Source organism: Flavobacterium macacae (assembly GCF_003865365.1).
Taxonomy (GTDB): domain Bacteria; phylum Bacteroidota; class Bacteroidia; order Flavobacteriales; family Flavobacteriaceae; genus Flavobacterium; species Flavobacterium macacae.
The window spans coordinates 251,895-265,175 of record NZ_RQVR01000002.1; the positions used below are offsets into that span (position 1 = coordinate 251,895).

Annotated in this window: 17 protein-coding genes and 1 tRNA gene; 8 read left to right on the forward strand and 10 right to left on the reverse strand. The window is 34.9% G+C overall.

Features of this window, described 5'->3' with window-relative positions; translation table 11 throughout:
• Positions 1–4 precede the first annotated feature (4 nt).
• The 5 genes from EG849_RS02870 to EG849_RS02890 all read left to right on the forward strand — a co-directional run bounded on the left by EG849_RS02870 (position 5) and on the right by EG849_RS02890 (position 3,977).
• On the forward strand, positions 5–433 hold the full coding sequence (locus EG849_RS02870) for an energy transducer TonB (protein ID WP_125011574.1): 429 nt from the start codon (positions 5–7) through the stop codon (positions 431–433).
• A gap of 228 nt (positions 434–661) precedes the next feature.
• Complete coding sequence (locus EG849_RS02875) at positions 662–1,096, forward strand: toxin-antitoxin system YwqK family antitoxin (RefSeq protein WP_125011575.1); 435 nt, start codon at positions 662–664, stop codon at positions 1,094–1,096.
• A 1-nt stretch (position 1,097) separates the two neighbouring features.
• Positions 1,098–1,469: a BlaI/MecI/CopY family transcriptional regulator gene (locus tag EG849_RS02880; protein WP_125011576.1), complete on the forward strand. Its 372-nt coding sequence runs from the start codon at positions 1,098–1,100 to the stop codon at positions 1,467–1,469.
• Positions 1,466–2,722, forward strand: coding sequence for a M56 family metallopeptidase (locus tag EG849_RS02885; protein WP_125011577.1), 1,257 nt, complete (start codon positions 1,466–1,468; stop codon positions 2,720–2,722). Before EG849_RS02880 ends, EG849_RS02885 begins: the two co-directional genes overlap by 4 nt.
• A 154-nt stretch (positions 2,723–2,876) precedes the next feature.
• Complete coding sequence (locus EG849_RS02890; RefSeq protein WP_125011578.1) at positions 2,877–3,977, forward strand: DUF4407 domain-containing protein; 1,101 nt, start codon at positions 2,877–2,879, stop codon at positions 3,975–3,977.
• Between the two features lie 106 nt (positions 3,978–4,083).
• On the opposite strand, the gene EG849_RS02895 is transcribed toward EG849_RS02890, so the two are convergent.
• The 7 genes from EG849_RS02895 to ruvC form a co-directional block, all read right to left on the reverse strand.
• The gene (locus EG849_RS02895) at positions 4,084–4,839 is read right to left on the reverse strand and encodes a PH domain-containing protein (protein ID WP_125011579.1); all 756 of its coding nucleotides are present in this window, start codon (positions 4,837–4,839) and stop codon (positions 4,084–4,086) included.
• 68 nt (positions 4,840–4,907) lie between these two features.
• Positions 4,908–5,273, reverse strand: coding sequence for an MmcQ/YjbR family DNA-binding protein (locus EG849_RS02900; RefSeq protein WP_125011580.1), 366 nt, complete (start codon positions 5,271–5,273; stop codon positions 4,908–4,910).
• Positions 5,274–5,277: 4 nt separating this feature from the next.
• Positions 5,278–5,784, reverse strand: coding sequence for a GNAT family N-acetyltransferase (locus EG849_RS02905; protein ID WP_125011581.1), 507 nt, complete (start codon positions 5,782–5,784; stop codon positions 5,278–5,280).
• 12 nt (positions 5,785–5,796) lie between these two features.
• The gene (locus EG849_RS02910; protein WP_125011582.1) at positions 5,797–6,564 is read right to left on the reverse strand and encodes a cyclase family protein; all 768 of its coding nucleotides are present in this window, start codon (positions 6,562–6,564) and stop codon (positions 5,797–5,799) included.
• Between the two features lie 42 nt (positions 6,565–6,606).
• The gene (locus EG849_RS02915) at positions 6,607–6,891 is read right to left on the reverse strand and encodes a GIY-YIG nuclease family protein (protein WP_125011583.1); all 285 of its coding nucleotides are present in this window, start codon (positions 6,889–6,891) and stop codon (positions 6,607–6,609) included.
• Between the two features lie 36 nt (positions 6,892–6,927).
• Complete coding sequence (gene hemW / locus EG849_RS02920; protein WP_125011584.1) at positions 6,928–8,067, reverse strand: radical SAM family heme chaperone HemW; 1,140 nt, start codon at positions 8,065–8,067, stop codon at positions 6,928–6,930.
• A 47-nt stretch (positions 8,068–8,114) separates the two neighbouring features.
• Entirely contained in the window at positions 8,115–8,669 is a 555-nt protein-coding gene (gene ruvC, locus EG849_RS02925) for a crossover junction endodeoxyribonuclease RuvC (RefSeq protein WP_125011585.1), read from the reverse strand.
• Positions 8,670–8,721: 52 nt separating this feature from the next.
• Here ruvC and EG849_RS02930 point away from each other — a divergent pair, with 52 nt between their 5' ends.
• Together EG849_RS02930 and EG849_RS02935 are read left to right on the forward strand one after the other, a co-directional pair.
• On the forward strand, positions 8,722–9,648 hold the full coding sequence (locus EG849_RS02930; protein ID WP_125011586.1) for a lysylphosphatidylglycerol synthase domain-containing protein: 927 nt from the start codon (positions 8,722–8,724) through the stop codon (positions 9,646–9,648).
• On the forward strand, positions 9,636–10,757 hold the full coding sequence (locus EG849_RS02935; protein WP_125011587.1) for a glycosyltransferase family 2 protein: 1,122 nt from the start codon (positions 9,636–9,638) through the stop codon (positions 10,755–10,757). The genes EG849_RS02930 and EG849_RS02935 overlap by 13 nt, the downstream gene beginning before the upstream one ends.
• Before the next feature lie 154 nt (positions 10,758–10,911).
• Here EG849_RS02935 and EG849_RS02940 read toward each other — a convergent pair whose 3' ends face one another.
• Entirely contained in the window at positions 10,912–11,391 is a 480-nt protein-coding gene (locus EG849_RS02940) for a hypothetical protein (RefSeq protein ID WP_125011588.1), read from the reverse strand.
• A 58-nt stretch (positions 11,392–11,449) separates the two neighbouring features.
• Between EG849_RS02940 and EG849_RS02945 the strand changes: the two genes are divergently transcribed.
• Positions 11,450–11,950, forward strand: a complete 501-nt coding sequence (locus tag EG849_RS02945; RefSeq protein WP_125011589.1) for a DUF456 domain-containing protein — start codon at positions 11,450–11,452, stop codon at positions 11,948–11,950.
• Positions 11,951–12,112: 162 nt separating this feature from the next.
• Here EG849_RS02945 and EG849_RS02950 read toward each other — a convergent pair.
• Together EG849_RS02950 and EG849_RS02955 are read right to left on the reverse strand one after the other, a co-directional pair.
• Positions 12,113–12,186 (reverse strand) — tRNA-Asp (locus tag EG849_RS02950).
• An 86-nt stretch (positions 12,187–12,272) separates the two neighbouring features.
• The gene (locus EG849_RS02955; protein ID WP_125011590.1) at positions 12,273–13,199 is read right to left on the reverse strand and encodes a DUF58 domain-containing protein; all 927 of its coding nucleotides are present in this window, start codon (positions 13,197–13,199) and stop codon (positions 12,273–12,275) included.
• Between the last annotated feature and the right edge of the window lie 82 nt (positions 13,200–13,281).

Here is a 13,281-nt window from a genome sequence, read left to right on the forward strand (position 1 = left end):
AACAATGAATATTTTTTTCAACGTAACTAAAATTGCCTTTTTCATTGTTTTTTTTATCTTCAATTTTAATTGTCAAGCCCAAGCTGTAGATTCAATTTCAGTAAATCAAAAAGAAACTGAGGATAAAAAAATTCAATCAAAGGTCCAAACACTCCCTGAATTTCCCGGCGGTATGGCAGGGTTTGCAAAATATGTTTCTAAAAGCTACAAGGTTCCCGCTACTTTTTCAGGATCTGGAACTATCTATGTAAGTTTCATTGTCGAAAAAGACGGAAGCCTTAGTGATATTAAAGTGGTACGTGATTTGGGTTATGGAACCGGCGAAGAAGCGGTTCGAATCATGAAACTTGCTCCCAAATGGAAACCAGGAATGCAAGATTATAAACCCATTAGGGTTGGATACAATTTACCAATAAAAATTAGTAAAAAATAAATTATAATCCGTTCAGCAATGAGCGGATTTTTTTTTGCAGTTCCCAATATATAACCCATCTGCAAAAAATTAAATTCGCATAAAATTAGGTCGCCCTTTCCGCTGTATCTTTTATTCCGCTGGTGCGTCAATCGCTTACGCAAAATAAAACTTCTGAAAAAAATTGCTCTACATTTGTAGAATTGAAATTTATTTCTACATTTATAGAAGAGACTCTAAATCCTAAGAATGAATTCTAAAAAATTACGTTTTCTAACTTTTATATTGTTACTACTATTTACTTTCTCAAGTTGCAAAATAAATCGTGTAAAAAATAACGAGCGCCATGGCAAATGGATTGATCACAATAAAATGGATGAGGTAAATTACCAATCTATTGGAAGGTTTAAAGATGGACTTGAGAAAGGAACACACAAACAATTTGCCAATAAAAAATTACTCCGAAAAGAAAAATACAAAAACGGGATTTGCGAAACGACCTATTATCATCCAAATGGAAAAATAAGCTCACAAGGAAAAACCCAGCTTGATTTGACCGAAAAACAAATACATTGGTATTATCAAGGTAACTGGAAGTTTTATAACGAAGAAGGAAAACTCATCGGAATCAAAACGTATGAAAAAGGAGAATTAATTAATCAAACAGAACCAAAAATAGAATAAAATGCAACTATCAAATTCAGAAGAACAATTAATGCAACACCTTTGGAAACTTGAAAAGGCATTTATGAAAGATTTGCTTGACCAATATCCAGATCCAAAACCAGCAACAACAACCGTTGCCACGTTGTTAAAAAGAATAATTGACAAAAATTTCATAAGCTATAATGAAATAGGAAATGCTCGCCAATATTTCCCGTTGGTTAAAAAAACAGATTATTTCTCAAAACACGTCAACGGATTAATCAAAAATTTCTTCAATAATTCAGCTTCGCAATTTGCTTCTTTTTTTACGACAGAAACTAATTTGAGCAAAAACGAATTGGAAGAACTTCAGAAAATCATTGACCAACAACTTCAAAAAAAGAAAAAATGATAGCCATTTTAATCAAATCAACATTATGCTTGTTCTTGCTTTTAGGAGTTTATAAATTATTCTTAGAAAAAGAAAAAATGAGCCGTTTTAACCGATTCTATCTTTTGGGAAGTATCGTGTTTTCGTTTGTGATTCCGTTTTTGAAATTTGATTTTGCTATTGAAACTTTTCAGAATGCGATTATCCCAAATGCGATTCAAGTCGTTCAAGGAGAAACGATAACAATAACTAATGAAACCAGCATTTGGCCGGCTCTATTTTGGATTTTTCACGGAATAATTACATCATTATTTCTGTTTCGTTTTGGAAAAAACCTATTTGAAATCATTTCAAAAATCAGAACAAATCCAAAAGAAAAATATCAAAATGCAATCTTGGTTTTGATTGAAGAAAAAATTCTGCCACACACTTTTTTGAATTACATTTTCATCAATAAAAGCGACTTCGAAAACAGAAATATTGAAGACGAATTATACATGCACGAACTCACGCACGTGCGCCAAAGACATACGCTTGACGTTTTATTTATCGAGTTTTTGAAAACCCTGTTCTGGTTCAATCCAATCTTGATTTTCTACAAAAAAGCAATTCAATTAAACCACGAATTTCTCGCAGACGAGAAAGTGGTGACCTCTTATAACAACGTTCCGTTTTACCAAAGCTTGCTTTTGGAAAAAGCATCTTGGAACAGCAACTTTTACTTGGCCAGTAATTTAAATTTTTTAGTAACCAAAAAACGATTAATTATGATGACAAAAACCACATCACAATCAAGAGCATTGCTCAAAAAATTAGCGGTAGTACCCGTTTTGGCGGGATTGATATTTATTTCTTGTTCCAAAAATCTCTACGATGCAAAAACCTCGCAAAATAAAAATGCAATTGTAAAAAAACTTGAACCAATAAATGGGAATCCTAACTCAAAAAAACTAAAAGAATCTGACATTTACACTTCAATAGAAGTTATACCAGAATTTCCTGGAGGAATGAGTGCATTTGGACAGTATGTTTTAAAAGAATTTAAGATTCCTTCAGAACTCACTCAGTCAGGAAATGTTTTGGCGAGCTTCGTTGTAGAAACCGACGGAAGCCTAACTAACATCAACATAATTAGAGACTTAGGACATGGAACCAAAGAAGAGACATTGCGAATTCTTAAAAATTCACCAAAATGGCTGCCAGGACAAGAAAATGGCAAATTAGTTAGAGCAGCTTATAATTTACCAATTCGATTAAAGGTTGAAAAAAAATAAAATTTAAAATCCGCTCAATGAGCGGATTTTTTTTATCTCTAAACTAAAAGATATCAACCGTTTATACCAGAATTAAAATTTTGGCGTTACTTTTGTAAACATCATCAATCATCACGTATTGGACACGTTTTCAATACACAAATCATCAATCATCATGTTAAAACAATTCTTCATCTTGTGTTCAGGAGCCGACAGAAAGCTTCTTGAAACTTGTTCTGATAGCGAAAACACTAAGTTTGCCGGAATCGGAGCGACCGTTTTTTTTACAGCTGTTATGGCTTTTATCGCCAGTGCTTATGCCCTATTTACTGTTTTTGACAGTGTTTACCCCGCCCTTTTCTTTGGCTTGGTTTGGGGTTTGCTCATTTTTAATCTCGATCGATTTATTGTTTCCACCATTAAAAAAAGAGATAGTTTTTCGGCGGAATTTCTTCAAGCAACACCCAGAATTATGCTGGCGATCATCATTGCAATTGTCATCTCAAAACCCTTGGAAATTAAAATTTTCGAAAAGGAAATCAATACCGTTTTATTGAAAGAAAAAAATGCAATGGCGCTGAACAATAAGAAAGAAGTTGCCAATTATTTCAAATCAGATTTGGATAAAAATAAAGCGCAAACCGACAGCTTAAAATCTGAAATGATCAAGAAAGAGAAAGAAGTCAACGCTTTGTACACGACTTATATTACCGAAGCCGAAGGAACTGCAGGAACTAAAAAATTAGGAAAAGGTCCTGTTTTTAAAGAGAAAATTGCAAAACACGATTTGGCAAAAGCCGAATTGGATGTTTTGCGAAAAACAAATTTGGATAAAATTGCGGAACTGGAAAAGACAGCAAAAACACTTCAGGCTGATTTAGACAAAAAAGTAGCCGATACCGAACCAATCATAGACGGTTTTGACGGTTTGATGGCTCGAATCAACGCTTTAAACAGCTTGCCTTGGTTGCCTTCTTTTTTCATAATGCTTTTGTTTTTAGCCATTGAAACTTCTCCGATTATAGCCAAATTGTTATCGCCAAAAGGCGAATATGATTTTAAGCTGGAAGATTTAGAAACCGCGCTTATAGCGACCATCAATCAAGACAAATACCAACGGGAATTGCTGGTAAAAACAAGCGCTTCAATGCACGATAAGGTGTATGAAGACATTGCTTCTGACAACGAACTTTTCAATCTGCAACGCAAAAATGCCAAAGAATTATTGGAACTCCAGTCGAATAATTTTGTAGAGAAACAAAAGAATACATTTTAAGTTGCAAAGCCACATGCCATAAAGCGACAAAATTATACATAAAAAAAGTCGAAAAATAGTGCATCTGCTCTATCTTTCGACTTTTTGACTATTGACCTTCGTCTAATTACATATGGCTCAAAATCTCTTTTTTCAAAGTATCATATTCGCCTTGCAAAATTAATCCGTTGTCTAATAATTTTTTATAATTCTGAAGTTTTTCAAACAATTCGTCTTGCGAAAGGTCTTTCAAAGCGCGTTCTTTTGAATCTGGCCTTTCATCCGGATGTTGTTTTTCATCACGATATCCTGATTGTGCAACTGGAATAATCTCAGCAAAATCAGTCACTTCTTCTGTCTCCACTTCTTCAATAACTTCTGGCGCTTCGATTTCAACAAATGTTTTAGGAAAAATATCATCCTCCAGTTCTTCTTCTAAAAATGTTTTTGGTTCGCCATCAATTGGCTCATAAACGGTAGCAATTCCGTTTTTCAAAATATCCAATTGCTCCTTTGCGAACGTATTTATTTTTCGAGCCTGTGTCTTGGGAATATAATCGATTGAAATCGTCAAATCAGTTTTGGTCGTAAACGAAAACTCAGAACCTAAGATGTTTTCTTTCACAAAAGTTCCTGCAATATCATCCCATGTATAGTCCGTAAAATCCATTGAAAGCCCTAAATTCTTAGGCTTGCAGATGATAATTCGTTTGTTTGTCAAGACAATACTATCTGGAAAAACCGTAATTGCTGGCTTTTTTTGAACTCCGATATAACCAATCTCCTCATTTTTCATAAGCAAATCAGTCAACTTTGAAGTGATTTTGTCAATCGCTTTAGGATCTTGTTCCTCGTTCAAAAATTTTTTAATATGTTCGTTCATTTTTTTTAAGTTGCTAAGTCACTGAGTAGCTAAGTTACTAAGTTTGTTTTACAAAAATACTATCTAAATTATAATTCTGATATTTCGTTTTGCAATTTTTTAGTTAAACTTTTGAAAACTAAATCATAAGAATGGTCAATCATCCCACACAATTTTTTATTGGAAACATCACCGTTTATTCTCACGGTATTCCAATGTTTTTTGCTCATGTGAAACCCCGGAAGCACATCATTAAATTCAGCACGAAGTTCTTCTGCCAAATCGGGATCACACTTTAAATTCACGGCCGGCGTTCCTTTTTCCCAATTGCTTAGGGATGAAAGTGCAAATATTTTTCCGCCCACTTTAAAAACCAAAGTATCTTCATCAAACGGAAAATGCTCGGTAACCGCTTTTTTAGAAAGACAATATTCGAAGTATTGCTGTATGTCCATTTTTTTAGATTTTTATTTCAAAAAGGCTGAAAGAACCTTCTTTGTAATGTTCTGGCAAATCGCTTGTCCATTCAATTTCACTAATACCTTTATATGTAAACCCACAGCTTTCATAATACGCATTGATACGTTCATTTCCGCTGTGCGTATCAAGCCTGACATATAATTTATTATTTTCTTGGGCATAATTTACCGTCCAATCAACGATTTTTTTGACATAATTTCGCCCTCTAAAATCAGGATTTGTAGCTATTCTGTGAATGTAAACCGAAGGCTCCAAATTCGCTTCTTTCCAAATTACCGCATCATCAAAAGTGAGCACAAAAGTACAAGCAACCTTATCATCTTCCTTGATTATGAAATGTCGATTCTCCTCAATTTCGTTTTCAATCAAAGCTCTTTCAAAACCTTTCCAGCTTTTTTTTGTTACTGTTTTTTGATACGCTGTTGCTTGATCATAAAGCTTAAAAATGGCGTCAATATCTTCTGTCTTACTCTTTAATATGGTCATTATAGCTATAGTTTATTCTATTTTATACAATACGGGCTTACTCGGGCTTGCATCATTTTCAAACGAAGCAATCTGCAAATTCAACAAATAACTTCCCTCTGAAATTTCATCTGAAACAAAAATCAATTCGGTAATTGTAGCACCCAATCGTGCGTCTTCGTTTAAAACGTCCACATTTTTCACATTCCAAAATGCTTTGTGCGCCACTAATTTTCCCTCGTCTTTTTCTTTATCCACGCTTGGCAAATCAATCAAAAGATGCTTTATACCGCTTTCGCGGATGAATTCTGAAGCTTTTTCATCCAAATAGGGAGGATTGGTATTGGAATATTTTTTAGAACGTTTCTCTTTTAAGTTCGGCAACGTTCGGATTACAATGGCTTCGGGAGTTTTTCCGTTTAAAGCTTTTTCGATTTGTTCTTTCGTAATTACAAAATCCGCTCCTTGACTTTCAGGTTCCACCGAAACCAATTCTGCCAAAAAGAAAAATGTCTTCAAACTTTGATTGATGCTGTAAAATTCTTTCGTGATATGTCCCAAACATTCCGTGTGGGTTCCGTGTCCGTGGGGATTGAAGACAATGTTGTTGAAATTTGTAGAAGAACTTCCTTCCGAAACTTTTCCAATCCAATCGCCAAAACGAACTGGCTCAATCTCTGGTTTTTCAATGTACCAAGCAATCGGGTTTTCATCGGTATTCGTTAACGGAATGGAAATATCAAGCGGTTTTGAGAAATCAACCTCAAAAGTTTGTGAATTATGGTCTATTGTTGCTTTCATTTATGCTGAACTTGTTTCAGCATCTCAATCTGAGATACTAAATTATAGTTCCAAATATAAATCTTTTAATTGAGGATTTGAGAGTTTCGCTAAATTCCATTTCCAATCTTTATGCCAATTCTTTAACTGTTTTTCTCTTCTAAAAGCATCATTATAATCATCAAATTCTTCAAAATATATCAATATAAAGGCATTATATTTTTTAGTAAAAAGAGCTCCAGTTCCGTTTCGATGACAATCAATTCGAGTTTTTAAATCTCTCGTAGCTCCAACATATAAAACTGTGAAAATTTTATTGGTCAAAATATAAGTAAATCCTTTTTCCATATAAATTTTACAATTAAAGATGCTGAAACGAGTTCATTAAAGATGCTGAAACGAGTTCAGCATGAACAAATCACTAGCGATTCCATCTGCCAAAAACTTGCCCTTACGTGTCGTTTTTAGAATATTATTTTCAATCGAAAGCAAATCATCTGCAAGAAATTTATCAGCTTGTTGGACTAAATAATTTAAGAATTTATCTCCAAATTCAGTTTCAATTCTATTTAAAGAAATACCCCAAATAGTTCGCAAACCCGTCATGATATATTCGTTATAACGGTCTTCTTTTGATAAAACCTCAACTTCGTTTGGCAATTTATTGCCTTGGATTTCTTTCAGGTAAATCGAATTATTGGCAATGTTCCAGCTTCTTGAAACTCCGTCATAACTATGAGCCGAAGGTCCAATTCCGATGTATTTTTTTCCCAACCAATACGCCGAATTATTTTTCGAAAAGTAATTTTCCTTTCCAAAATTGGACAATTCATAATGTATAAATTCGTTTTCTTGCAAAACATCCACCAAGATTTGAAAATGTTCTTGTGCGCTATCGTCTTTTGGTTCTGCTATTTTTCCGGTTTGAATTAATTTTTTCAAAGCCGTTTTTGGTTCCACCGTCAAAGCATAACTTGAAATATGTGGCACGCCAAAATCCAAAGCAGTTTGAATGTTTTCTCTCCACATTTCATTGTTCAAACCTGGAATTCCGTAAATCAAATCGATCGAAATATTATCAAAATATTGAGTTGCAATTTGCAGTGATTTTTTGGCTTCCGCCGAATTATGAGCGCGATTCATCATTTTCAAATCTTCTTCAAAAAAAGATTGAATTCCGATACTTAAACGGTTAATTCGAGTTTTTGATAGTTCTATAATTCGTTCTTCCGATAAATCATCTGGATTAGCTTCGAGCGTTATTTCAGGATTTTTCGCAACATTAAAATTTCGATATACTTCTTCAATCAGAAAATTCAGCTCTTCATTTGTCAAAACAGAAGGTGTTCCTCCACCAAAATAAATCGTTTCTACTACTTCTGAATTTTCACTTTTTCGCATCTGCATTTCTTTGGCCAAAGCCAAAACCATCTCCTCTTTCTTCTTCATGGAAGTCGAAAAATGAAAGTCGCAATAGTGGCAAGCCTGCTTGCAAAAAGGGATGTGAATGTAAATTCCGCTCATTTTAGTATTCAGTGTTCAGTTCGAAATTGACTAATTTTCTAATTCGCTTATTTTCTAATTTTATCTTCATTCTGCTTCACAAAAGCATCCCAACCCGAATAACTTTTGGTGTCGATCACTTTTCCTGAATTAAAAAAATGACAAACCGCAGCCGCCAAACCATCAGTGCTATCAAGGTTTTTAGGTAATTCTTTCAAGCCTAAAAGTTGCTGTAACATTTTAGCGACTTGCTCTTTTGAGGCATTTCCGTTTCCTGTAATTGCCATTTTTATCTTTTTTGGTTCGTATTCAGTAATCGGAATCTGGCGTGAAAGTCCCGCCGCCATTGCTACGCCTTGGGCTCTTCCCAACTTCAACATCGATTGGACATTTTTCCCGAAAAACGGCGCTTCAATCGCAATTTCGTCTGGATGGTGGGTTTCAATCAATTCGATCGTCCGTTCAAAAATAACTTTCAATTTCATGTAATGGTCGTCATATTTGTTCAAAATTAATTCGTTCAATTGCAAAAATTCCATTTTTTTGTTGACGATTTTTATCAACCCAAAACCCATAATCGTGGTTCCAGGGTCGATTCCTAATATGATGCGTTCGTTGGCCAATTTTAGTGTAAAGTTTAATGTTTAAAGTCTAAAGTTTTGTTCCTTTGCGACAATGATTACAATTCCTCACAAAGCTAAACAATTCCTCACGTTTCTAATCAAACTTTTGATCGTTGGAGGCGCATTTTATTTTATCTGGGACCAACTCGCAAATAATGAAAAATTAGATTGGAATCAGTTTTTAGAACTTTTAGATCGAAAAAAATCCTTTTGGGGCATTTTATTTATTTTGTCTTTCAGTTTTTTCAACCGCTTTTTTGAGATTTTAAAATGGCAGAATTTGGTTCAAGTCATTGAGAAAATTTCAGTATCCAAAGCAACGGAACAAGTTTTAAGTGCTTTAACCGCTTCGATTTTCACACCAAACGGAATCGGAGAATACGGAGCCAAAGCGTTGTATTTCGAAAAGAAAGAAGCTAAAAAAATCGTTTTTCTAAATCTCATCTGCAACGGAATTCAAATGATTCTGACCATTATTTTTGGTGCCGTCGGGCTTCTGATTTTGGGCTATGGAAAATGGGTTTTGGTTATTTCCGGTATTGCTTTTTTCTTGATTGTTGCTTCCTTTCTCTTCAAAAAAATCACGATTAAAGGCTATTCCTTAAATCGATTGTTTGAAAAAATAAACGAAATTCCCAAACCCATCCATCAGAAAAACATCTTTTTAGCGGTTTGTCGCTATTTGATTTTTTCGCATCAATATTACTTTTTATTCTTGGCTTTTGATGTCGATTTACCTTATTGGTCTCTGATGGCAAGTATTTCAAGCGTTTATTTTTTAGCGTCTTCCCTGCCTACTTTTCAGTTTTTGGATTTTGCCGTAAAGGGAAGCGTAGCCGTTTATTTTTTCGGAAATCTTGGCATCAACGATTGGATTGTGGTTTTCATCAGCACCTTAATCTGGTTTTTAAATGTTGTTCTTCCTGTTTTAATCGGGAGTTTTTATGTCTTTAAATTCAAATCAAAATGGAAAGTATAGCCTTTGTTTTTTTTGGAATCATTATTGTTTATTCTTTTTTTATTGGATGGATTGCCTACGGATTTAAAAAAGTAATTTCTTTTGAAACTACTGATTTACAAGCCAAAACAAAATTTTCAATTGTCGTTCCGTTTCGAAATGAAGCTAAAAATCTTCCGGAATTATTGTATTCTCTTTCGCAATTGGATTATCCAAGAAATTTGTTTGAAGTTGTTTTTGTGAATGATGCTTCCCAAGATACTTCGGTTGAAATCATTGAGCAATTCCCCGCTTTGAGTTTTTCTTACCAGCTAATTGAAAACGACAGAAAGTCCAATTCTCCCAAAAAAGATGCGATTGCTACGGCAATAAATTTTATTCAAAATGACTGGATAATTACAACAGACGCCGATTGTTTTGTATCTCAAGAGTGGCTGAAAACGATTGATAATTATATCCAGAAACACCAGCCAGAAATGATTGTCGGTGCCGTTTCTTACTTGGCTGATGAATCATTTTTACAGCAATTTCAGCAAATGGATTTGATGAGTTTGCAAGGCGCAACTGTCGGAAGCTTTGGAATCAAAAAACCTTTTATGTGCAACGGAGCCAATTTTGCCTATTCAAAAAAGTTGTTTCAAGACCTAAATGGTTTTGAAGGAAACAATGGAATTGCAAGTGGCGACGATGTTTTTTTACTGCAAAAAGCCAATAGAAAATATCCGAAAAAAGTACATTATTTAAAATCAGATGCCAATATTATTTTGACAAAACCTTTGGATGATTTTAAATCTTTGTTTCACCAAAGAGTTCGCTGGGCTTCGAAAACAGCTTCGTATGAAAGTGGTTTTGGTAAAGTTTTGGCTTTGGTTGTTTTTGCAGGAAACGTGGCCATCGTAATCTCTTTTTTCTTGACTCTTTTTTCTTTATTTTCTTTCTGGAATTGGTATCTTTTGTTTGCTGTAAAAATCTTTATCGACTTTTTAATTTTATACCAAACTGGAAAATTCCTTCAGCCAAAATCTGTGAAATTCTTTTTGATCAGCAATTTGTTTTATCCTTTTTTCAGCGTTGCTGTGGCAGTATTTTCTTTGTTTGGAAAATATGAATGGAAAGGCAGGAGGTTTTAGATTACATTGTTCAGCTTGCAGGTTTGATTTCTTAAAGCAAAATATCTTTTAAAAAACAACTGCCTTAGCCCTGATGGAAATGGAAATCCTTTTTCTTTTTTTCTTTAAAAAAGGAAAAGATTGCAATGTACAGCAGGAAATAGCTTCTGAAAAATTATTCTACGTTTAATATTACCGGTAAAACAAATTGGGTTTTTACGGGAATTCCGCGTTTTAATGCCGGGTTGATCTTTGGGAAATCGGTCAATCGTGCGTGAAGTATGCTGTCAATTTTTATTTTATCGTAAGCCAGACTGTCTGATGGAAATTGCGGTTCAAATTCCAATCTCGAGTCGGGGAAAACCGTAACTTTAACTTGTATCGTGTCAATCTGCGGATACAGGATCGAAAGCGTGTCTAAATCTAATTTTTGCTGGATGGTGATGGTTAAAAAGTCGAAAAAGCACTGTTTTCGAACTGAATCGTCTTTAATCGAATCGCAGGTTGCCACCGACGGAAACTCGTCAACTTGTGTCCAATTTATCTTTTTTAATTCTTGCTGAAGCAGTTCTTCTTCAGAAATCTCGGGCTTTTTGAGATTCTGGCAAGCGCCAAAAAGCAGGCTTAAAAAAAGGATTGCGGTAAATTTTTTCATTATAGTTTTGGCAGGCATTTTGTAATATTACGCATTTCAAAAATACTAAAATAAATTTATGGAATATTTTTTATTGATTGCAGGTTTTATTTGTGTTATCGCAGGTGTTTTAGGTAGTTTTCTTCCCGTAATTCCTGGTGCGCCACTTTCATGGATTGGTTTGCTGTTGCTGTACTTTTGCGAAGGCGTTGCAACGGAATATTGGTTGCTAGGCATTACGCTTTTCGTAGCCATTGCTGTGGGAATTTTGGATTATGTGATTCCCGCAAAAGGAACGAAACGTTTTGGAGGCAGTTCGTATGGAATCTGGGGTACGAATATCGGCTTGATCGTTGGGCTGTTTGCGCCAATACCGTTTGGGTTTATCATCGGGCCTTTTGTGGGCGCTTTTATCGGAGAACTAATCTATGACTCAAAAGACCATAAACGTGCTTTAAAAGCAGCGACTGGCTCGTTTGTCGGCTTTCTGGCTTCAACGTTTATGAAGTTTGTGGTTTGTATGGCGTTCTTAGGATTGTTTTTGTATAAAGTTTATGAATTTAGAGCCATTTGGTTTTAAAACCCAAACTTCCTTAAATCAAAAAAGCCCTCCAAACAAATGGAAAGCTTTTCATTGGTCTAACTACTAAACCTGGTACTTTCGTACCTAAACAACACAACTAATCTTAAAAACCTTTTTGGGACAAAAAAGCCTTTCTTTCGAAAGGCTTCCCCAATTTAGCGGTCTGGACGGGACTCGAACCCGCGACCCCATGCGTGACAGGCATGTATTCTAACCAACTGAACTACCAAACCAGCGCTTAATTGCGAGTGCAAATATAAGACTCTTTTTTGCTTCTGCAAGCGTTTTTTGAAAATAATTTCAAGTTTTTTTTCAAGTTTTATCCAAACAATTGTTTTTCAACTAAATATGTAGTCAAAATTTTTTCAAAATTTTCACCCGTTGCCACTGGAACGTACTTGATTTTGTTTTGGGCACAAGTCAAAGCTAACTTCTTAAAGTAACTTTCTGCTTTTTTTTCATATGCGTCCTTGATATTTTCAGAGAATAAATTAACTTCTTCACCACTTTCAAGGTCAATAAACTTTCTTGGCGTGCTGTCAAAATCAAAATTCAACTCGGTTTTAGAATCGATTACGTGAAAAAGAACCACTTTATGTTTGTTGTGTTTTAAATGTTGCAACGCATTTAATAGCGTTTCTTCATTGCCCGGCTGAAACATATCTGTAAAGAGAATGATCATCGAGCGACGGTGCATCTTTTCGGCAATTTGATACAAGAACGTCACCGTATCTGTGTTTTTTGAATGTTTCGGTGCTGTCAAAAGATCTTCCAGCTTGTTTAAAAGCATGCGGTGGTGGCGTTCGCTCCCTTTTTCTGGCGCGTAATATTCGTAAGAATCAGAATAAATGCTTAAACCCACGGCGTCTCTTTGTTTTTTAAGCAGGTTCATCAATACGGCCGAAGCCAGGACAGAGAATCCGATTTTGCTTTCATAGAACTCCTGTTTGTCACTCAACTGAGGATAATGCATCGACGAAGAGTTGTCTATTATAAGGTGACAGCGAAGATTGGTTTCTTCTTCATAGCGTTTGGTGTACAGGCGGTCGGTTTTAGCGAACAACTTCCAGTCGATGTGTTTGGTGCTTTCGCCGGGATTATAAACTTTATGCTCGGCAAATTCTGCCGAGAATCCGTGGAAGGGACTTTTATGCATTCCAGAGATGAAACCTTCGACTACCTGGCCCGCCAAAAGTTCAAGGTGCTGAAAGCTAGCTATTTTTTTTATTTGAGATTCAATCTTCATAAATCAAATGTATTGAAAGATTCAATGATTAAAAAATTTAAAAATTACAATTTGTAGGTTTAAATTTAGGTAACGGTTGGAA

Coding starts and splice junctions, on each gene's coding strand:
- EG849_RS02870 (WP_125011574.1), top strand. CDS start 5: ATGAATATTTTTTTCAACGTAACTAAAATTGCCTTTTTCATTGTTTTT.
- EG849_RS02875 (WP_125011575.1), top strand. CDS start 662: ATGAATTCTAAAAAATTACGTTTTCTAACTTTTATATTGTTACTACTA.
- EG849_RS02880 (WP_125011576.1), top strand. CDS start 1,098: ATGCAACTATCAAATTCAGAAGAACAATTAATGCAACACCTTTGGAAA.
- EG849_RS02885 (WP_125011577.1), top strand. CDS start 1,466: ATGATAGCCATTTTAATCAAATCAACATTATGCTTGTTCTTGCTTTTA.
- EG849_RS02890 (WP_125011578.1), top strand. CDS start 2,877: ATGTTAAAACAATTCTTCATCTTGTGTTCAGGAGCCGACAGAAAGCTT.
- EG849_RS02895 (WP_125011579.1), bottom strand. CDS start 4,839: ATGAACGAACATATTAAAAAATTTTTGAACGAGGAACAAGATCCTAAA.
- EG849_RS02900 (WP_125011580.1), bottom strand. CDS start 5,273: ATGGACATACAGCAATACTTCGAATATTGTCTTTCTAAAAAAGCGGTT.
- EG849_RS02905 (WP_125011581.1), bottom strand. CDS start 5,784: ATGACCATATTAAAGAGTAAGACAGAAGATATTGACGCCATTTTTAAG.
- EG849_RS02910 (WP_125011582.1), bottom strand. CDS start 6,564: ATGAAAGCAACAATAGACCATAATTCACAAACTTTTGAGGTTGATTTC.
- EG849_RS02915 (WP_125011583.1), bottom strand. CDS start 6,891: ATGGAAAAAGGATTTACTTATATTTTGACCAATAAAATTTTCACAGTT.
- hemW (WP_125011584.1), bottom strand. CDS start 8,067: ATGAGCGGAATTTACATTCACATCCCTTTTTGCAAGCAGGCTTGCCAC.
- EG849_RS02930 (WP_125011586.1), top strand. CDS start 8,722: ATGATTACAATTCCTCACAAAGCTAAACAATTCCTCACGTTTCTAATC.
- EG849_RS02935 (WP_125011587.1), top strand. CDS start 9,636: ATGGAAAGTATAGCCTTTGTTTTTTTTGGAATCATTATTGTTTATTCT.
- EG849_RS02940 (WP_125011588.1), bottom strand. CDS start 11,391: ATGAAAAAATTTACCGCAATCCTTTTTTTAAGCCTGCTTTTTGGCGCT.
- EG849_RS02945 (WP_125011589.1), top strand. CDS start 11,450: ATGGAATATTTTTTATTGATTGCAGGTTTTATTTGTGTTATCGCAGGT.
- EG849_RS02955 (WP_125011590.1), bottom strand. CDS start 13,199: ATGAAGATTGAATCTCAAATAAAAAAAATAGCTAGCTTTCAGCACCTT.